Source organism: Streptomyces sp. NPDC050625, assembly GCF_040654755.1.
Classification (GTDB): domain Bacteria; phylum Actinomycetota; class Actinomycetes; order Streptomycetales; family Streptomycetaceae; genus Streptomyces.
This window is the reverse complement of sequence record NZ_JBFAIQ010000008.1, coordinates 128,701-148,658: the sequence shown is the minus strand read 5'-3', so window position 1 is coordinate 148,658 and position 19,958 is coordinate 128,701. Positions and strand designations below refer to the sequence as shown.

Genomic DNA, 19,958 nt, shown 5'->3' with positions numbered 1-19,958 from the left:
GCGGATGCCTCCTGCTGTCAGGCCACCCGGTAGGGCCGTGCCCGCTCCGGGTTGAGCACGAGGCCGAGGCCGGGCGCGCCGTCGGCGCCGGGCGTGAGGGTGCCCCCTCGGGGGGAGAGGACGCCCTCGAAAAAGGTGCGTTCGATGCGGACGTGGTCGTGGAACCACTCGAGGTGGCGCAGGTTGGGCACGGTGGCGGCGGCGTGCGCATGGGCGTGCGGGGCGCAGTGTCCGGAGATGTCGATGCCGTGGGCCTCGGCGAGAGCGGCGGCGCGCAGCCAGACGGTGATGCCTCCGCAGCGGGTGACGTCGGCCTGGAGACAGTCCACCGCTCCGGCGGCGAGCAGGTGCGCGAAGTACGGCAGGGTGTAGCCGTACTCGCCGGCCGCCACCTCCTGGGGCACTTGGCCGCGGATCGCGGCGAGGGTGGACAGATGGTCGGAGGAGACCGGCTCCTCGAACCAGGTCACCCTCTCGTCGGCGAGCGCCCGGCCCACCCGCACAGCCTGCTTGGCGCCGTAGCCGCCGTTGGCGTCGACGTACAGCTCGGCAGAGTCGCCGATGACGGCTCGGGCCCGGGCGACGCGCCGCCGGTCGCGTTCCTCCCGGCGTCCCCACGACTCAGCGATCTTGATCTTGACGCGGGGGATGCCCTCGTCCTCGGTCCAGCCGCGCAGTTGCCCTTCCAGCCGGTCGTCGTCGTACGTGGTGAAGCCGCCGCTGCCGTAGACGGGCACCTCGTCGCGGGCCGCGCCCAGCAGGCGCACGAGAGGCAGGTCGAGCAGGCGGGACTTGCAGTCCCACAGTGCGATGTCCACGGCCGAGATCGCCTGGGCGGCCACGCCGGGCAGCCCGGCATTGCGCACCGCTCGGCGCATGGCCTCGTTCACACGTGGCACGTCGAGGGCGGGAGAGCCGGTGACCACGCCGGCGAGCAGGTCGTCGACAACACGTGCCGTCGCGACGGGCGCGTAGGTGTAGCCGAGGCCCGTGACACTCCCGCAGTCGACGGTCGCCACGACCAGGGTCGTGCTGTCCCAGGCGAGGGTGCCGTCGGCCTCGGGGCCCTCGGTGGGCACGGTGAAGACGGCCGTGCCCACCCGCTCCACGACCGGGCTGTCGCTCATGTGCCGTCCTTCTCGTCCTTCGCCCCGGGCCGGTCCGCGCGGTGGCGGTGACCGGGCAGGAACTCCTGGACCTTGGCCTTGAAGCCCTGGCGGACCATGGCCGTCCGGTCGCTGTCGCCCTTGAGGACCGAGGACGCCGCTGCCTCGATCTGGTCGAGGGTCGCGTGCGGCGGGATCGGCGGGACAGCGGGGTCGGTCACGAAGTCCAGGACGCAGGGCCGGTCGGCGGCCAGTGCGGCCTCCCAGGCATCCACGACGTCGCCCGGCTTCTCGACCCGTATGCCCTTGAGGCCCACCAGGCGGGCGAAGTCGGCGTAGGCGACGTCGGGGATCGACTGGGAGGGCAGGAACTGCGGGGCGCCCTCCATGGCCCGCATCTCCCAGGTGACCTGGTTGAGGTCCTGGTTGTTCAGCACCGCCACGATCAGCCGGGGATCCTCCCATTCGCGGTAGTACTTCGCGACGGTGATCAGCTCGGCCATCCCGTTCATCTGCATCGCCCCGTCACCGACGAGCGCGATCGCCGGCCGGTCGCCGTGCGCGAACTTGGCGCCGATCGCGTACGGCACCCCGGGCCCCATCGTGGCGAGCGTGCCGGACAGCGAACCGCGCATGGCACCGCGCAGCCGCAGATGGCGGGCGTACCAGTTGGCGGCCGAGCCGGAGTCGGAGGACAGGATCACGTTCTCCGGCAGCAGGCCGTCCAGCGCGTGGACGACGTACTCGGGGTTGACCGGGTCGGCGTCGACCGCGGCGCGCCGCTGCATGACCTCCCACCAGCGGGCGGTGTTCTTCTCGATCTGCTCGCGCCAGCTGTCGTGCCTGTTCGTGTCGAGCAGCGGCAGCAGCCGGGCCAGTGTCTGACGGGCGTCGCCGACGAGGTTGACCTCGAACGGATAGCGCATCCCGACCATGTGCGGGTCGATGTCGATCTGCACGGCCCGCGCCTGCCCGAACTCGGGCAGGAACTGCGTATAGGGGAAGGAGGAGCCGATGACGAGGAGGGTGTCGCAGCGCATCATCAGCTCGTAAGAGGGCCGGGTGCCCAGCAGTCCGATGGAGCCGGTGACATACGGCAGGTCGTCGTCCAGGGCGTCCTTGCCCAGTAGCGCCTTGGCCACGCCGGCGCCGAGCCGGTCGGCGACCGCCATGACCTCCTGCCGGGCCCCGCGGGCGCCCTGCCCGACCAGGAGCGCGACCTTCTCGCCCGCGTTGAGCACCTCCGCGGCACGGGCGAGGTCCTCGTCGGCCGGCACCGGAGCGTACTGCGGCGCACCCAGGCTGGACGGCACCATCTTGAAGGCGTGTCCGGGCGGCGAGTAGTCCAGTTCCTGGACGTCGGCCGGGATGATCACGGCGGTGACGGAGCGGCGCGCCATGGCGGTGCGGACCGCCCGGTCCAGGACGTTGGGCAGCTGCTCGGGGACGGTGACCATCTCGCAGAAGTCGGAGGCGACGTCCTTGTACAGGCTGACCAGGTCGACCTCCTGCTGGTAGGAGCCGCCCATGGCACTGCGGTTGGTCTGTCCGACGATCGCGACGACGGGCACGTGGTCGAGCTTGGCGTCGTACAGCCCGTTGAGCAGATGGATGGCGCCGGGCCCGGACGTGGCGGCGCACACCCCGACCCTGCCGGAGAACTTGGCGTAGCCGACGGCTTCGAAGGCCGACATCTCCTCGTGCCGGGACTGGATGAAACGGGGGTTGTCGTCGGCACGGCCCCAGGCCGCGAGCAGACCGTTGATGCCGTCGCCGGGATAGGCGAAGACATGCTCCACCCCCCATTCGCGCAGGCGCTCAAGGAGATGGTCGGAAACCTTCTGCGACATGTTCGACAACCTTTCCGGTAGTGCCTGTGTGAAGAGGGATCAGAGGTGGCGCAGCGAGCGCACCGCCGCTCGGCCGGCGCCCGTTGCGGCGGCAGCCGTCAGGGTGGCCGCGCCCGCGGTGGCCGCCCAACGGGAAGCGCGGGAGGGCGGGGCGGGGCGTACGGCCAGGCGTTCGGGGTGCTCGGTCGGGAGCGTGCCCTCCAGACCGAGGGCCAGGACCTCCGCCAGGTGCAGGGCACGCCGTCCGGTGCCGCCCTGTTCGATCTGGGTTCGGCAGCTGAAGCCGTCGGCGAGGACGAGGCTGTCCGGGGCGGTGGCACGGACCGCGGGCAGGACACCCTGTTCGGCGACGGCCATGGAGACCTCGTGGTGGCCGCGTTCGAAGCCGAAGTTGCCGGCCAGGCCGCAGCAGCCCTCGTCGAGGACGTCGGCGTCGAGGTGAGCGCGGCGCATCAGTTCGCGGTCCGCGTCGAACTTCATGATGGCGTGCTGGTGGCAGTGGGTCTGCACGGTCGCCCGCCTGCTGAGCTGCGGGGGCCGCCAGTCGTCGGGCGCATGGTGGACGAGGTGTTCGGCGAAGGTGCGGACCTGTCCGGCCAGCCGCTTGACGTCCTGGTCGGCGGGCATCAGCTCGGGGGCGTCGGAGCGGAAGACAGCGGTGCAGGACGGTTCGAGCCCGATGACCGGGGTGCCCGCCTCCAGGTAGGGGCGCAGCACGCCGAGGGTGCGGCGCAGCACCTTCTGCGCGAGTGGCAGCTGCCCGGTGGAGATCCAGGTCAGCCCGCAGCACACCGGCCGGGTAGGCACGGCGACGCGGAAGCCCGCGTCCTCCAGGACGCGTACGGCCGAGACGGCGATCGAGGGCTGGAAGTAGGTACTGAAGGTGTCCGGCCACAGGGCGACGGTGCGCGGGTCGGCCGGGTCGGGTTCCTCGATGCCGCGGGCCTGCCACCACTGCTGGAAGGACCGTTCGGCGAACACGGGTGCCGCGCGGGCCTCGTCCACGCCGGCCAGGCGCTTGCCCGCCCGTGCCAGACCGGGCGCGTGCAGGACACCGTTGACCAGTCCGGGCGCGATACGGGAGAGCCGGGCCCACACGGGGAGCCAGCCCATGGAGTAGTGGGCGGCGGGGCGCAGTCGCCCCTCGTAGTGGTGGGAGAGGAACTCCGCCTTGAGGGTGGCCATGTCGACGCCGGTCGGGCAGTCCGACTTGCAGCCCTTGCAGGCCAGGCACAGGTCCAGTGCGTCGTGCACCTCGGTGGAGTGCCAGCCGTCGGTGACGGCCGAGTCGGGGTGGCCGTCGAGCATCTCGAACAGCAGCCTGGCCCGGCCGCGGGTGGAGTGTTCCTCCTCCATCGTGGCCCGGTACGAGGGGCACATGACGCCGCCCGAGTGGCCGCGGCAGTTGCCGATGCCGACACAGCGCATCACCGCGCGGTTGAAGGAATGGTCGTCCTCGGGGAAGCCGAAGTGCGTCGCCGGGGTCCTCGGGCGCCAGGCGGAACCGAGACGCAACTGGCCGTCGACGGGGTTCGGATGGACGATCTTGCCGGGGTTCATCCTGTTGCCCGGGTCGAACAGCGCCTTCAGCTCGCCGAACGCGCCCACGAGCCGCTCACCGAACATACGGGTGAGCAGCTCTCCCCGGGACTGGCCGTCGCCGTGCTCGCCGGAGAGGGAACCGCCGTAGGAGACGACGAGGTCGGCGGCCCGCTCCACGAACCGGCGGAAGTCGGCCACGCCTTCGGCGGTCCTGAGCCCGAACGGGATACGGGTGTGGACGCAGCCCTGCCCGAAGTGCCCGTACAGGGACGGGTGGTCGTAGCCGAACTCCCCGAACAGCTCCTTCAGGTCCCGCAGATAGTCCCCGAGCCGCTCGGGCGGTACGGCCGAGTCCTCCCAGCCCTCCCACGTCTCCCGGTCGTCGGGCGGGCGGGCCGTGACGCCCAGCCCGGCCTCGCGCGCCCTGAGCATCCGCTGCTCGCGCTCGGGATCGTCGGAGAACGCGATATCAGCGTCCTTCTCGGTGCGCCCGACGGCGCGCAGCAGGGCGTGCGCCTGCTCATCGACCTCCTCCTGGCTGTCGCCGCCGAACTGCAGCATCAGCCAGCTGTCACCCTGCGGCAGGGTGTTCAAAGACGCCAGATAGGCGCCCTCCTCGCGCATCAGCTGGGCCAACCGACCGTCCAGCGCCTCCAACTGGCCGGGCGAACAGTGCTCCAGCAGCCGGGGCACGTCGTCGGCGGCCGCGCAGATGTCGTCGTAGCCGAGGACCAGCAGCGACTGGTACGCGGGCACCGGCACCAGGTCGAGCTCGGCGTGCAGCACGGTCACCAGGGTTCCCTCGCTGCCGACCAGCGCCCGCGCCACGTCGAAGCCGCTCTCCGGCAGCAGCGAGTCGAGGTTGTAGCCGGAGACCCGGCGCGGGATCTTCGGATAACCGCGTCGAATCTCGGCCAGGTGCTCCTTGACGATTCGGTCCAGGCCGGCGTAGAGCTCGGCGCGGCGGCCGCCCTCCGCGGCGATCCGCGCCCGCTCGGCCTTGGACGTCGCCCCGACCCACATCCGGAGGCCGTCGTAGGTGAGCACCTCCAGGCGGCGCACGTTGTCGACGGTCTTGCCGTATGCCTGCGCGGACGCGCCGCACGAGTTGTTGCCGATCATGCCGCCCAGGGCGCAGTGGCTGTGCGTCGACGGCTTCGGGCCGAACTGCAGCCGATGGCCGGCCAGCCGCCGGTTGAGCACGTCCAGCACGATCCCGGGCTCGACCACGCAGGTCCGGGCGTCGGGATCGACGGCGACGAGCCGGTGGCAGTACTTGCTCCAGTCGATCACCACGGCCGTGTTCGTGGACTGTCCGGCGAGGCTGGTGCCGCCGCCCCGCGACAGGACCGGGGCACTGAACCGGGCGCACACCCCCACCGCCGCCATCCCGGCTTCCACCGTACGAGGCACCACGACGCCGATCGGCACCTGCCGGTAGTTGGAGCTGTCCGTGGCATAGGCGCCCCTGCTCCCCGCGTCGAACCGGACCTCGGCGTCCACCTCCTCGACCAGGGCCGCCGTCAGCCCGGCCATGTCCACGCCCGCGGAAGTACCGAAGGGGGTGCGAGTCATCAGGGATAACCGCCTTCCTGAGTCGTGGACCGTGCGGGAGGCGTCCCGCCATTCCCGGGGCTCTCGGCGATGCCGCAGCTCCCGGGTACCCACCCCTGAAAGGCGCAATGGCACCATCTTTGGGGTCCATCACCAGGATTCGGTGCGGCCGGAACCGGCCCCTGGCGGGGAATCGGCCGTGGCATACGGATCCGCGTGCTTGCTCCTGTGACGCGCACACGCTTCGGACCGTGGTGTGCGGAAACTCGCAAGGCAGGGCATTCGGTACCCGCAGGTGAGCCCAGGAGGTGACCTGATGTCCGATGCGACGACAACCGACCTGTACGAAGTGACGATGGCCATGTCGTATCTGCGAGAGGGGATGACCGGCCCGGCGACGTTCAGCCTCTTCGTCCGGGACCTGCCTCCCGACCGCGGCTTCCTTGTCGCTGCCGGGCTGGAGTCGGCCCTGGACTACCTGGCGGACCTCCTCCTGAGCCCAGAGGACGTCGACGCCTTCGCTTCCGCGCTGCACCGCCCGCGACGGGATCTTCAGTCCCTCCTGGGCCTGGAGTTCACGGGTGATGTGCGGGCCGTACCGGAGGGACGGATCGTGCTCGCGGGAGAGCCTCTACTGGAGGTGACCGCGCCGCTTCCGCAGGCGCAACTGGCCGAGACCTATGTGCTCAACCAGCTGAGTCACCAGACCGCCATTGCCTCGAAGGCGGCGCGGTGTGTCCTCGCGGCGGCCGGGCGTCCGGTCGTGGACTTTTCTCTTCGGCGTACCCACGGCCCGCAGGCCGGGTTCCAGGCTGCCCGTCTCGGTGCGCTGGCCGGCTTCGCCGGGACCAGCAACGTGGCCGCGGCCACGACCCTGGGCATACCCGCCGTCGGCACGATGGCCCACTCCTACGTGGAGGCGTTCCCCACCGAGGAGCAGGCGTTCCGCGCCTTCGCACGGTCCCATCCCGGCCCGGTGACCCTCCTGGTGGACACCTACGACACCGAGGAGGGCGTCCGCGTCGCCGCCCGCGTCCTGCGGGACCTGGACCGCGGGCCCGGCTCGGCCGTACGACTGGACAGCGGCGACCTCGGGACCCTGGCGGCACGGACCCGCGCCCTCCTCGACGCCGCGGGCCTGCCGGACGTACGGATCACCGCCAGCGGCAGTCTCGACGAGTACGCCGTCGACGACCTGGTCCGCTCCGGAGCGCCGATCGACACCTACGCCGTCGGCACCCGGGTCGGAGTCTCGGCCGACGCGCCCTATCTCGACTCCGCCTACAAATTGGTGGAGTACGACGGCCGCCCGGTGATGAAGCTCTCCTCGGCGAAAGTGACGGCACCCGGCCCGAAGCAGGTCTTCCGCCGTCCTGGCTGCACCGACGTGATCGCTCTCGCCGACGAGCCGCCACCCGAGGACGGCAGGCCGCTGCTGGAGACGGTGATGCGGAACGGGCGGCGTACCACCGCGAGGCCGACGCTCGACGAGTGTCGGGAGACACTCGCCGTGGACCTGGCGGAGTTGCCGTCGGCGGCCCGCCGGATCCGAGCCCCTGCAGCGCCCCGTGCGGCGTTCTCCGAGCCGTTGAGCGCACTTGCCTCCCGAGTCCGGCGCCGCATCGAGGAGGAGACGTCGGCCCCCGCCGCGCTGCACCCGGGCCCAGGACGGACCGCATCCGGATCACATCGCTTCGTGCCGAAGTGAGGGGGCGGCACGCCCGGCACGCCCCTCACTGATGGCGTTCACGCAGCCTCGTTTTCGACGAGGGTGTCGAGCCGCCGTCTGGCGCGGGCCAGGGAGCGCCGGCAGTGGCTGAGCCCCTGCCATGCGTTGCCCCGGTCGGAGAGACGATCCTGCAGCGTGCGCAGTGTCCATCGTTGTGGACCGAGTTCCGGGTCCTCGAGTTCGTCCCAGCTGATGGGAGTCGCGATCGGGGCGTGGGGGCGGGCGCGCACGGCGTAGGGGGCGACCGAGGTCTGGGCGTAGGCGTTGCGTTGGATGTCGAGGTAGAGCCGGCCGAGGCGTTTGTCCTTGCGTGGCGCGGTGGTCAGCTTGTCGGGGTGGCGAGCGGCCAGCAGCTCCGCGGCGCTGCGGGCGAACGCGCGTGCGGTGTCGAAGTCGGTGCGACGGTCGAGCAGGACCAGCAGGTGCAGTCCGCGGGAGCCGGTGGTCATCACCGCGGGCGCCAGCCCGAGGTCGGTGAGGAAGTCGCCGAGTTGCCGGGCGGTCCATCGGACGATCTCGAAGTCGTCGGTCGGCGGGTCGAGGTCGAACACCAGCCGGTCGGGGCGGTCGAGGCGGTCGGCGCGGCTGAGCCAGGGGTGCGGGGTGATGCACGCCTGGTTGGCGAGGTAGGCGAGGGTGGCGGCGTCGTCACAGACCACCATCGTCACTGTGCCGCCCTCCTTGGGGACTTCGCGGCGGTGGATCCAGTCGGGGAAGTAGTCGGGCACGTCCTTGTGGATGAAGGATTTTCCGCGGTAGCCGTCCGGGTGGCGTTCCATGACCAGAGGCCGGCCCCTCAGGTGGGGGAGTATGACGCGGCTGACGGCGCGGTAGTAGTCGACGAACTCGGCCTTGGTGATTCCGTCGTCGGGAAAGAGTTCCTTGTCCGGGTTGGACAGCGGCACACTGCGCCCGCCGATACGGATCTCCTCTCTCGCTGTCCGGCTCATCCCTTCCCTCCTCTCGGCCATTCCCTGACCACCTGGTCGGCCGGCTTGTCGGTCCGCAGGCCGAGATACCGCGGGTGGCGCAGCTTGCCGTCGCCGGTCCACTCGGTGAAGCCGATCTCGGCGACGAGTTCCGGACGGATCCAGTGGGCGCCGCGCTCGCGTACGTCGTCTCCCGCGAACGGCTGGTCGTCGCGTTCCAAGGAGTCCAGCCGCTTGCGCAGGCGCGTCAGGGTGTTTCTGTCGTAGCCGGTGCCGACCTTTCCCGCGTACACCAGGCGTCGGCCTTCGTAGTGGCCGACCAGCAGGGCGCCGAATCCGACGCGCTGCCCCCGCGGCTCGGTGAAGCCGCCGATCACCAGCTCCTGCCGATGGCCGCATTTGAACTTCAGCCAGTCGGTGGACCGCCGGGACATGTACGTGCTGTCGGCTCGTTTGGCGATCAGTCCCTCCCAGCCGCGCTCGCACGCCTGGTGCAGATACGTCTCACCCGTACTGTTGCGGTGGGGGGTGAAGCGGAGCGGAGAGGCATAGGTCAGGGCGCGGCGCAGCAGGGCCTTGCGGGTGCGCAGCGGCAGGCCGGTGAGATCCTTTCCGTCCAGGCGCAGCAGGTCGAAGACGTAGTAGGTGATCGCGATCCGGCTGGCCCGGGCCTGGTTCTCATCTGTTACGCCCAGGCGCTGCTGGAGCCGGGTGAAGCTGGTCCGGGTGCCTTCGAAGGCGACGACCTCGCCGTCCACCAGGAAGTCGTGGCAGGGCTGGTGGGCAAGGGCGTCCGCGGCTTCGGGGTAGGTCGCGGTGAGTGTCTGGCCGCTTCGGGAGAGCAGCCGGGCTTCGGCCCCGTCTCGTAGGCCCAGACACCGTTCGCCGTCGAGTTTCCGCTCGTACATCCAGGCGGGGTCGGAGAACGGGGTGTCGGTCAGCGTGGCCAGCATGGGCTTCGGGCTGCGTGCGGTCGCCGGACGCAGCAGCCTGCGTTCCTCCTCGGACAAGTCGTCCAGGAGGCTGTGAGCAGGCACCTTGAAGCCCCCTTTCGGCCCCTGCCGCGTGCCGCTCCTTCCGTGTCCCCCGTCGGGACAGCAGCAAACGCCGCATCGGCAGTGCGCCGCGAGCACCCGGGTCAGCCATGGGTGGGCGCGCCCGCGGCCCGTCCGCCGCTACCGGCGCGGCGCGGCGCGGAACCGGAAGCGATCTGCCTCGGCGTGGGCCCGCTGCGCGTGGCACGGCCCCGACGTGTGGCCGGCTGCTTGTCGTGCGGGTCGCTGGAGGGTCCGTTGGAGACCGCCCAGGACTTGAGCACCCAGTTCACCTCGACCGGGAAGTCGAAGGCCGCAGCGGCGCCTTCCGGTGGACCCTGGTGATCGTGCCCTGATCGTCAGTCCGGATTCCGGGTAGGGATCGACCATGGAACGGATCACGGTGGCGGTGAGCGGCCGGCCGATGGTGGTCTGGCCGCCCGAGACGAGATCGTCTGGCGTCCGGTGTGAGTGAACCAGGAGGGAACGGCGGGTGCCAGCTGTCTTCTCCGGGCTTCGGTTTCTTTCATGCCGGCGATGTCACGGCAGTTCGGCGCCTTGGATGTTCAGCAAGTCCACGAGCCCGGGCCGGTACAGCGCGGCGATGTCTTCGAGGAGATCGGGGTGGCGCAGTAGCGCGGCGGCCTCGGCGTCCCGGTCGCTGGGGCCGGTCAGCCGCTGCAGACAGCCCGCATCGGCGTGGTGCTCGGTTGCGGTGAGGGCCTGGTGGGCGCGTGCGGCCAGGTCGGGGTCGGCCAGGAGGCAGGCGGCCCAGCTGACGACGGTTTCATCGACCCAGGTCCGCCACTCGGCATCGTCAGGATACGGGTCGGATCCGGTCAGCCAGTCCAGCCGGTGGGATCCGCTGGGCGCGAGGAGATGCAGCAGCTGCACGTCCATCGTGGTCGGGTAGCACAGGGCGGCGGCGAGGGTGGCGGCCTGCCGGGCCTGGGCCTCGGCCAGCGCCCGGCTGAGCGCGCCTGCCGGCGGTGGATAGGCGGCCAGCAGCCAGCGGGCGGATGCGGCTATGACGGGGGTGAGGTCGGTGGGCACGGTGATCGGTCCCTCGGGGCGGCTCGCCCGTGTCCGGCTGACCGGCTTTTTGCGAGCTGTCTGCGCGGAGCCGCGCTGCCCCGCTCGTGGCCGGCCAGTGTAGGCGGCCGCCACACCCGGTGCCATGACCGGTGTCACTGCGCTGTCCGGACGGGCACCCGGGGCCGGCGGCCGTTGCAGGCCGGCCCCGGATACCGGGCGTCAGGATTTGCCCCGGCCGGTGACGAAGTCGCGGGCCCGGTCGACCAGGCCGGCGCCCGGCGCGAGGAGCTTGTTCGCGGGCGGGGTGTCGGGGGCGGCGGGGTGCGGGCGGGTCGGGGCCATGGCCTTGGCACGGCGGATCTTGTCCCCGAGTTCGTCGAGTGTCTCGATGGTGCAGGCCTGGCGCAGCCTCGGGAAGAGGTTGTTCTCCTCGTCCCGGACGTGGGTGGACACCTCTTCCATGAGCTGGTGCAGCAGCGGGCTCATCTGTGGGTCGTCGGTGTCCGTCCTCTCCAGTTGCTTGAGGATCTTCTCGACCCGGCCGTGATCGGCGAGCTCCGTGTCGGCGAGATGGTCGCCGCCGTCGACGTACTTGCGCACCGCCGGGTACAGGTACTGCTCCTCGGCGACCGAGTGACGTACCAGCTCGATGGTGACCTCGTCGATGAGATCGCGCAGCTGCTTAGCCCCATCGGGCATCGCTTCGATCCGGCCGAAGATCTCCTCGACCTCCCGGTGGTCGGTCTTCAGCTCCTCGATGACATTTCCGCCATGTCCCATTGCGCATTCCGCCTCTCGTTGGTCGTTGTCGAGGCCGGGTCCCCCCGGCCTCGACAGACAGTCATCCCCCAGTGGGGCCGGCGAAGTGAGCCTGACGCGTGTGCCTCACCCAGTCGGTGGTCAGCGTTCGTGCCAGGCAGGACCCCGGCAACTGAAACAAAGCCTCCGGTGTGCTCTCGTGTGCGGGCTGCGGGTGTCACGGCGGCAGCTCGCAGCCGCCGACCTCTTCGTCGGGGAGGGGCTGTTGTGGTTGCGGGGGTGCGGGTGGCGTTCTCGTGGCGTGGAGGGCGGCGACGGCTGCGGCTACCTGCTGCTGGTCGGCTTCGGCGAGGGGCTGGCCCTGAATGCTGGTGATGAGCTTCTCGGCGACTTCGGCGAGTTTGGTGTTCGTGTTCTGGGAGAGGGCGACCAGCACGTCCCAGGCGTCCTCGGCGGTGAGGCTGAATGTGGCCATCAGGATCCCCGTGGCCTGGTCGATAAGCGGGCGCGTCTGCATCGCCCTGCGCAGTTGGACGACCTCAGCGCGCAGGTTCTCGTCCTCGTCCAGGGCATCCTCCTGACGTTCTGCCGTCGCTTCGGGGCCGCAGCCCGGGGCTGACGAACAGCGCTGGAGCGTGAACAGGGGCCACGTGCCCGTCACGCTCAGCAGACGCTGCACCAGGGGGCTGGCGGCCTGGATGGTCACGGTCTTGCCGGCTGCCATGGCGCGGCGCCGGGCGGTGAGGAAACAGTTCAGGCCGCAGCAGTCACAGAACCCTGTGCCGCTGAGGTCGAGATCGATCCCGTGCCTGCTCCGCCCAACGGCCTTCCGCAGCACGGTCTGCACTGCTGTCTCCGCGCTGATGTCGAGATCGCCGCGGATGGTCACGAGCAGGCGGCCGCCACGAGCGGAGACCCCGATCAGGAGAGGCGGCGGTGCTGCTTGCGCCGCGGGGTGGCTGACCGGTGATCTGCTCATGATCGCGTCCTCCCTGGCCTGCTGCCCGGGGAAGCTTCCGCTCGCATGGCCGCCTCTTCCGTCGGCGTCCGCGTCCTTCCGCATCCAGGCTCTGCCCGCCCTCCGTACCCTGTCAAGAAATACGGGAAATCTATTTCAGTCTTTTGGATACGTGAACCGTTCGGTCCTATCCTGGCGGTATGGGAGAAGTACCCGAGCCGCACACGGGGTGGACGTTCCTCACCAACCACGCCCGGGTGCTCGCCGCGATCGCGAGCAACCAGCGCAGGCGCGTCCGCGACATCGCCGCACACTGCCGGCTCACCGAACGCGCCGTCCAGAAGATCATCTCCGACCTGGAGGCGGACGGATACCTCACCCACCGGCGTGAAGGGCGGTCCAACACTTACCGCATCCGGCCGGGAAGCCCCCTGCGTCACCCGGCCGAGGCGGCCCTGACCGTGGCAGATCTGCTCGCCCTCCTGGTCCAGCACGATGCCGAGCACACCGACGACGCCAAAAGATCCGGATGACGGCCTGATCCGGCGTGGCGAAGCCGTCGGATGTGCCGGGCAGGCGGCCGGCGGCGGTAGTGCGTCCACGCGTCACGCCCTGCCCGAGCATCGATCTGACAGTGACGATGCGACACCGCCGCTTCCTGGAGCGATGACGTCGTGACGTTTCTCAGGTCCCGTGCCGAGACATCCTGGGGGCGGGGTCGGTCGGCGACGGCGGGCCTTCCCCGGGGCCGGGCGCTTCGGTGATGTCCAGGAACACGTGCTGGGCCTGTGGCCACTTGTCGGCGATGCGCCGTTTGAGGCGGAGACACACCAGCTCGACCTCCTCGCTGTCGATCCCCGGCGTCAGGTCGATGCGGGCGGCGACCAGTACCGAGTCCAGTCCCAGACGCATCGTCAGCAGCGCGGCGACCTTGTCGATCTCGTCCTGGGCGGAGAGGAAGTCACCGATCCGGTCGCGCAGTTCCGTGTCGACCGCCTCACCGATCAGCCGGTCCCGCGCCTCCCGGGCCAGTCGGCAGGCCACGCAGACCAGCAGGAGCCCGATCGCCATGGAGGCGGCCGCCTCCCAGGCCACCTGCCCGGTCGCCAGGTGCAGCGCGATGCCCGCCGCCGCGAGGAGCACACCGATCACCGCCGTCGCGTCCTCTGCGATCACCGTGCGCAGAGCCGGGTCGGTCGCGCCTTCCCCGTGTCGGCGCGCCTGGTACCAGGCGCGGACCAGGGACGCGCCGTCGGCCAGCAGCGCCACCCCGAGCACCGCCAGCCCCGCGAGGTAGCCCCTCAGTGACTCCTGCTGGTCCGTCCGCAGGGCCTGCACGCCCTGGTACACCGAGAAACACCCGCCCATGACGAAGATGCCCACCGCTGCCAGAAGCGCCCAGAAGTAGCGCTCCTGGCCGTACCCGAACGGATGACGTTCGTCGGCGGGACGCTTGCTGCGGCGCACCGCGATGAGCAGAAAGACCTCGTTCAGGCTGTCCGCGACCGAGTGTGCCGCCTCCGAGAGCAGTGCGGGTGACCCGGCGTAGAGCCCGGCGAACGTCTTGGCAGTGGCGATCACGAGGTTGGCTCCGAGGGCGACGAAGACCGTGACCCGAGTGCGTACGTCCCGGGCCCCGTGGCCCCGATCGTGCTGCCCGTGCGTGCCTGTCACCTGCGCAGCCCTCCGACCTTCCCTGCCGTCGTCGGCTTCCGCGTCGGTCACCGGTTACCCCTGTGAGCGCTGTTCATACGGGGCGGCTGAGCACCTCCGGGTTCATGACGGACGAGTAGCATCCCAAGGAGTACGAGCGCCTGTTCCGGACGCCCGCCCGACGGCGGAACGGAGATCGCCGTGACGTTTTCTGCAGAGCCGGCCGGGGCCTCCGTCAACTGGGCCGACTCCGGATTCGCCGGCTTGGCGGCCGAGATCGAGCGGCTCCGAGGGGAGTACGCGCGCCGCCACCTCACCGATCTGGCCACGGGCGTACTCGCCGCCCAACTCGACGTCTCCGTCGGCGATGCCGCCGCGCATCTCGAAGCCCTTGCCCGGGCGACCGGGCTCTCGCTCGCGGATCTTGCCGCGGACGTCGTGAACTCGGTCGCGGCGCCGGGCACCCCCCTTGCCGCCCCCGGCACGGCCCCGCCGTTGCAGGCCCGCCACCAGCGCCGTACCACGGCGGCCGCCGAAGCGACGGACAACGTCGGAGACGCGGCGCGCGCGCTTCTGGAGGGAGCCCTCGGCCCGCTGGGGGCGGACAGCCTGTGGTTGTGGCGGTCGGAAACGGCCGGCAGCCTGAGCCTCGCCGGGCACGCCGGGGTCGGGGCCTCGGAAGCCGCGGCCTGGCGCTGGCTCCCGCCGACCTGTCCCGAACCGTTTCGCACCGCCCTCGCCGACGGCGTTCCCCTGTGGTTGGAGAGCGGACCGGCCGACGGCTGCCAGATGCCCGGACCACGGCCGGACGCGGCCAGGGCCCTGCTGCCCCTGAAGCGTCGGGGTGAGACGGTCGGCCTCGCGTTGGTGGGCTGGCCGGGCCCCACACCCTTCGATGCCACGGCTCGACGCGCTGTCACCGACCTGATGGGCATGGCGGTCACGGTCCTGGACCGTCCGGGCAGCACACTGCCGGCCTTGCCGTTGCTGGTCGACATCCTTGACGCTCTCACCCATCCGGCGGCACTGCTGCGGATGAGCGGCACGACCGGGGCCCTGATCGTCGAGCACCTCAACGAGAGGGCCGTCGCCGCCCTCGGGAGAACCCTCTCGGCCGAGGAGAGGCATCTGTCGCACGTCTTTCCGCTGACTCACGAGGCACTTGCACGGCTCGCCCGGCGGGCGAGCCGCAGCAGCCGTCCGCAGCAGGCCGCGCGGCTGCCGGCGACGGCCCGCACCCCGCCGGGCGCGGTGCCCGCGCCGCTGCTGGACGTCCGGGTCCTGCCGGCCGGGAACGAGCGGTCCGTGCTGCTGTGGAACACCGTGGGCGACTCCTCCCTCGCCACGGGCCGCGCCGTTTCCCGGCTGCACAGCGTCGCCACCTTCCAGGACAGCCTGACCGGCGGCCGGACCGTGTGGTCCGAGCAGGCCTACGGGATGTTCGGGATGGAACGGGACGAGCCCCCGGTGCCCCTGCTGGCGCTGCGGGAACGCATTCACCGAGGCGACGACGGCGCCCTGACGAGACTGCTGCGTACGCTCATGGAGCGCCGGACGGGAGCACAGTGCGTGCTGCGGATCGTGCGCCCGGACGGGACCGTACGCCATGTGCGGGTGGCGGCGGAACCGCTGCTCGACGGGGACACGGTCACCGGCTTCGTCGGCGTGTACCAGGACGAGTCGGCGATGCACCGCACGGAACTCGCGCTCAGCGCGACCTTCGACCGTCTGACCGTGGTCCGTGACCAGGCGGAGATGCGGCACCGGCTGGCCCTCCAGCTTCAGCACGCCATCGTTCCCGAGGTCCCCGACCTCCAGGAGCTGCCCGGTGGTCTGGTCGTCGCCGCTCGATACCGCCCGGCGGCGGAGGAGTACCAGGTCGGCGGCGACTGGTACGACGTGCTGCCGCTGTCGGACGGCAAGGTGCTGTTGGCCGTCGGTGACATCGCCGGGCACGGAATCGACGCCGTCACCGGCATGGTCGCGCTGCGCAACGCCCAGCGGGCGCTCGCCTTCACCGGCCGGCCGCCCGGGCCTGTGATGGGCTGGCTCAACGAGGTCACGCTGCGCACTGGTGACGGCATCACGGCGACCGCGGTGTGCGCCATCTATGACCCGGTCGCCGGGGACCTCGTCTGGTCCAGCGCCGGACACCTTCCTCTCCTGCTGCTCCGGGACGGCCGGGCGCGGCTGTTGGAGACCCCCCACGACATCCTGCTGGGCGCGGTGTGGTCACCTGCCTATGAGGAGCGCCGCATCGCCCTGCGGCCGGGTGACACGCTGCTTCTGTACACGGACGGCTTGATCGAACGGCGGCACGACGGGCTCGGCGTCGGGCTCGCCCGCCTCGTCGCCACGGTCGAGGAACTCGCGGACGGCCGGCATCTGGGGCTGCTGGTCGACGGACTGCTCGGATCCGTCATGGGCGACACCGACGACGACACGTGCATCGTCGCGATCGGGGTGCTCTGACCCGGGGACCGAAGCCGCCCCACGGGCCGAAGCAGGCCCGACGGCCGAAGCGACGCCGGCCCCGGGGACCGGAGAACGACCGCTGCCGAGCGCGGCCCGACCGCTTTGCCGGCGGTCCACCGCCCGCCCCCTCAGCCGTCACATGCCTGCGGGGCCGTCACTTCGCCAGGCGGCGATGAATCATGGTGAGGAGTTCCTTGTCGTCGACCGGCTTGGCGAGGTAGTCGTCGGCGCCGGCCTCCAGCGCCTCGGCACGATCCCCTGGCATCGCCTTCGCGGTGACCACGATGACCGGGAGGTTCGCGCGGCCCGGGAGCCTGCGGATCTTCTTGATCGCCTCGTACCCGTCCATCCCGGCCATCATGACGTCCATCAGGACGAGTTCGATCTCGTCGTGCTCGGTGAGTACCTCGATGGCCCGTCGGCCGCTGTCGGCGGTCAGGACGTTCAGCCCGCCGGTCTTCAACACCTCGGTGAGAGCGAAGAGGTTGCGGTGGTCGTCGTCCACGACGAGGACGGTGGCTCCGGACCGGGCGGCGAGGGCAGCGGGGCCGGACGGCTCCCGGAGCGTGCGCCCCTGGAGTTCAGGGGCCTCATGCGTGGTCGTCGCGGTCGGCGTCGTCTTCGTGTGCTCGGGAAGGTAGAGCGTGAAGCGGCTGCCGCGACCCGGTGCGCTCTTCACTCCGAGGGCGCCGCCGATGAGCATGGCGACCTCGCGGCTGATGGAGAGGCCAAGTCCGGTGCCGCCGTAATGGCGTGCGGTGGTGCCGTCGCCCTGCTGGAATGCCTCGAAGATGTGTCGGAGGCGGTCCGCGGGGATGCCGATCCCGGTGTCGGTGACGTGGAAGGCGAGCACCGGCCCGGCACCGCGGATGTCGGCGGGAGTCTCGAGGACGTCGGCGGGCTCGACCCGCAGCGTGACACTGCCTTCGTCGGTGAACTTCAGCGCGTTGGAGAGGAGGTTGGCCAGCACCTGACGCATGCGTGTCTCGTCGGTGGTGAGCGACTCCGGCACTTCCGGGGCCACGGAGATCGTGAAGTCGAGCCCCCGTTCGTCGGCGACCGGATTGAAGGTCGCCTTCAGGCTCTCCAACAGCCGGGACAGGGCGAACGGCTCTCGCCGGACCTCCATCTTGCCGGCTTCCACCTTGGACAGGTCCAGGATGTCATTGATCAGCTGGAGCAGATCGGAGCCGGCCGAGTGGATGACCTGGGCGTAGTCGACCTGCTTCTGCGTCAGGTTGCCCTCGGCGTTCTGGGAGAGGAGACGTGCCAGGGTCAGCAGGCTGTTCAGCGGCGTCCGCAGTTCGTGACTCATGTTGGCCAGGAACTCGGACTTGTAAGTGGACGTACGCGCCAACTGCTGGGCACGGGCCTCCAGTTCCTGTCGGGCCTGTTCGATGACCCGGTTCTTCGACTCGATGTCCTTGTTGCGTTCGGCGAGGAGGGCGGCCTGCTCCTGCAGTTCCGCGTTGGACCGTTGCAGCTCCTGCTGCCGGGTCTGCAACTCCTCGGTCTTGGATCGGAGTTCATCGGCGAGGCTCCTCGACTGGGCGAGCAGTTCGTCGGTGCGCCGATTGGCCGCGAGGGAGCTGAGCATGGCGCCTGCGCTGACCACGAACCGATCGAGGAAGTCGCGGTGCAGGGCCGTGAAGTCATGCAGGGAGGCGAGTTCGACGACGCCGAGCACCAGGTCCTCGGCCACGATCGGGAGCACGACGAGTGCTGTCGGCTCCGCCGAGCCGACGGCGGAGGAGACGGTCGCGTACCCCGCGGGCACCGGAGCGACAATCAGGGCTCGCCCGTCTTCGGCGGCCTGGCCCACGAGGCCCTGGCCGAAGCGGAACCGGCGCCCCGTGCCGGACCCGGGCGGCTCCGGAAGCCCGTACCCGGCGGCCATGACCAGCTCGCGTCCCTGCTCGCCCTCTTCGACGACGTAGAAGGCGCCGTACTGGGCCGAGACCAGCGGCGGCATCTCCGTCATGATCAGCTCGGCCATCTCGGGCACGCTGCGGGTGTCGTGCAGCAGTCCGGTGATCCTGGCCAGATTCGTCTGCAGCCAGTCCTGCTCCTGGTTGGCGCGGGTCGTCGCGCGCAGCGACTCGACCATCGCGTTGATGTTGTCGCGCAGTTCGCCCACCTCGCCGGGGGCGTCGGCGGTGATGGAGCGGGTGAGATCTCCTTCGGCGACCGCACTCGTCACCTCGGCGATGGCCCTGACCTGCCGGGTGAGGTTGCCGGCCAGTTCGTTGACGTTGTCGGTGAGGTCCTTCCACGTCCCGGACACCCCACGGACCGTGGCCTGGCCACCCAGTTTCCCCTCGGTGCCCACCTCGCGCGCCACACGTGTCACCTCGGCGGCGAACGACGACAGCTGGTCCACCATGGTGTTGATCGTGGTCTTGAGTTCAAGGATCTCGCCGCGTGCGGCGACATCGATGCGGCTGGTCAGGTCGCCCTGTGCGACGGACGTGGTGACCTGCGCGATGTTGCGCACCTGGTTGGTCAGGTTGTCGGCCATGAAGTTGACGTTGTCGGTGAGATCCTTCCACGTCCCGGACACCCCGCGGACCGTGGCCTGCCCGCCCAGCCTGCCGTCCGTACCGACCTCGCGTGCCACGCGGGTGACCTCCTCCGCGAAGGAGGAGAGCCGGTCGACCATGGTGTTGATCGTTTCCTTGAGATCCAGGATCTCGCCCCGCGCGTCCACCCGGATCTTCTGGGTGAGATCGCCGCGGGCGACGGCGGTCGCCACGTGTGCGATGGAGCGCACCTGCAGGGTCAGGTTGTCGGCCATCGCGTTGACGCCGCTGGTGAGCTCCTGCCAGACCCCGGTCGCCCGTGGCTCCCGTACGCGGCTGCCGAGCCGGCCCTCGTCCCCCACCTCGCCGGCGACACGGGTGACCTCGGCGGTGAGGAGGGCGAGCCGGTCGACCATGTCGTTGTAGACGACGGCGATGTCGCCGAGCGTTCCGGCGGAGTCCTCGGGGAGCCGGACGGAGAGATCTCCGTCCCGTACTGCCGTGAGTCCGGCGAGCAGTCGGCACATGCCCTCCTCGGAGCGGTCTCCGTGTTCGGGGGCCGCGCCGAGGTGTGCTTCTCTGCGCTGTGCCATGAGGTGCCACCTCGTACGAGCAGGCGGTGCGTGGGCCGACGGGCCGGACGTCCGGGAGGGCCCGCGCCGCGTCTCCACTCTAGGACTGGTCCGAGGCTGCGGCTCCCGGGACCGCGGCACTCTGCGGCGGCTTCTCAGCCTGGCCCAGTCCCGGGTCATACCGTGTCGTACGAACCCGAGGGGGAACTCTGACTACAGGACGCTCAGCCGACGGACCCCCAT

At 70.6% G+C, this 19,958-nt stretch carries 13 protein-coding genes; 3 read left to right on the top strand and 10 right to left on the bottom strand.

Annotated elements, in window-relative coordinates; genetic code table 11:
• Nucleotides 1-17: 17 nt before the first annotated feature.
• Genes AB0I54_RS20960 through AB0I54_RS20950 form a run of 3 tightly spaced genes read right to left on the bottom strand, consistent with a single transcriptional unit; the run spans nucleotide 18 to nucleotide 6,073 of the window.
• Complete coding sequence (locus AB0I54_RS20960; RefSeq protein ID WP_363297559.1) at nucleotides 18-1,127, bottom strand: enolase C-terminal domain-like protein; 1,110 nt, start codon at nucleotides 1,125-1,127, stop codon at nucleotides 18-20.
• On the bottom strand, nucleotides 1,124-2,956 hold the full coding sequence (locus AB0I54_RS20955; protein WP_363297558.1) for a thiamine pyrophosphate-requiring protein: 1,833 nt from the start codon (nucleotides 2,954-2,956) through the stop codon (nucleotides 1,124-1,126). Before AB0I54_RS20955 ends, AB0I54_RS20960 begins: the two co-directional genes overlap by 4 nt.
• A gap of 39 nt (nucleotides 2,957-2,995) precedes the next feature.
• Entirely contained in the window at nucleotides 2,996-6,073 is a 3,078-nt protein-coding gene (locus AB0I54_RS20950) for an FAD-linked oxidase C-terminal domain-containing protein (protein WP_363297557.1), read from the bottom strand.
• Nucleotides 6,074-6,368: 295 nt separating this feature from the next.
• On the opposite strand from AB0I54_RS20950, the gene AB0I54_RS20945 reads away from it, so the two are divergent.
• Nucleotides 6,369-7,760 (top strand): nicotinate phosphoribosyltransferase, encoded by a 1,392-nt coding sequence (locus AB0I54_RS20945; protein ID WP_363297556.1) that lies wholly within the window; start codon nucleotides 6,369-6,371, stop codon nucleotides 7,758-7,760.
• Nucleotides 7,761-7,798: 38 nt separating this feature from the next.
• Here the strand turns inward: AB0I54_RS20945 and ligD (AB0I54_RS20940) are convergent, their stop codons facing one another.
• The 5 genes from ligD (AB0I54_RS20940) to AB0I54_RS20920 form a co-directional block, all read right to left on the bottom strand.
• Entirely contained in the window at nucleotides 7,799-8,731 is a 933-nt protein-coding gene (gene ligD, locus AB0I54_RS20940) for a non-homologous end-joining DNA ligase (protein WP_363297554.1), read from the bottom strand.
• The gene (gene ligD / locus AB0I54_RS20935) at nucleotides 8,728-9,747 is read right to left on the bottom strand and encodes a non-homologous end-joining DNA ligase (RefSeq protein WP_363297552.1); all 1,020 of its coding nucleotides are present in this window, start codon (nucleotides 9,745-9,747) and stop codon (nucleotides 8,728-8,730) included. The genes ligD (AB0I54_RS20940) and ligD (AB0I54_RS20935) overlap by 4 nt, the downstream gene beginning before the upstream one ends.
• Nucleotides 9,748-10,284: 537 nt before the next feature.
• The gene (locus AB0I54_RS20930; RefSeq protein ID WP_363297551.1) at nucleotides 10,285-10,797 is read right to left on the bottom strand and encodes a hypothetical protein; all 513 of its coding nucleotides are present in this window, start codon (nucleotides 10,795-10,797) and stop codon (nucleotides 10,285-10,287) included.
• Nucleotides 10,798-10,998: 201 nt separating this feature from the next.
• Nucleotides 10,999-11,559, bottom strand: coding sequence for a hemerythrin domain-containing protein (locus AB0I54_RS20925; RefSeq protein WP_363297550.1), 561 nt, complete (start codon nucleotides 11,557-11,559; stop codon nucleotides 10,999-11,001).
• Between the two features lie 196 nt (nucleotides 11,560-11,755).
• Nucleotides 11,756-12,517 carry an ANTAR domain-containing protein gene (locus AB0I54_RS20920; RefSeq protein ID WP_363297549.1) on the bottom strand — a complete coding sequence of 254 codons (762 nt, stop codon included), beginning with the start codon at nucleotides 12,515-12,517 and terminating at the stop codon, nucleotides 11,756-11,758.
• A gap of 179 nt (nucleotides 12,518-12,696) precedes the next feature.
• Here AB0I54_RS20920 and AB0I54_RS20915 point away from each other — a divergent pair, with 179 nt between their 5' ends.
• Nucleotides 12,697-13,029, top strand: coding sequence for a helix-turn-helix domain-containing protein (locus AB0I54_RS20915; protein ID WP_363297548.1), 333 nt, complete (start codon nucleotides 12,697-12,699; stop codon nucleotides 13,027-13,029).
• Between the two features lie 151 nt (nucleotides 13,030-13,180).
• Here the strand turns inward: AB0I54_RS20915 and AB0I54_RS20910 are convergent, their stop codons facing one another.
• Nucleotides 13,181-14,170 (bottom strand): cation diffusion facilitator family transporter, encoded by a 990-nt coding sequence (locus tag AB0I54_RS20910; protein ID WP_363297547.1) that lies wholly within the window; start codon nucleotides 14,168-14,170, stop codon nucleotides 13,181-13,183.
• 180 nt (nucleotides 14,171-14,350) lie between these two features.
• Here AB0I54_RS20910 and AB0I54_RS20905 point away from each other — a divergent pair, with 180 nt between their 5' ends.
• Nucleotides 14,351-16,621: a SpoIIE family protein phosphatase gene (locus AB0I54_RS20905; RefSeq protein WP_363297546.1), complete on the top strand. Its 2,271-nt coding sequence runs from the start codon at nucleotides 14,351-14,353 to the stop codon at nucleotides 16,619-16,621.
• A 157-nt stretch (nucleotides 16,622-16,778) separates the two neighbouring features.
• Here AB0I54_RS20905 and AB0I54_RS20900 read toward each other — a convergent pair whose 3' ends face one another.
• Entirely contained in the window at nucleotides 16,779-19,736 is a 2,958-nt protein-coding gene (locus tag AB0I54_RS20900) for a HAMP domain-containing protein (RefSeq protein ID WP_363297544.1), read from the bottom strand.
• Between the last annotated feature and the right edge of the window lie 222 nt (nucleotides 19,737-19,958).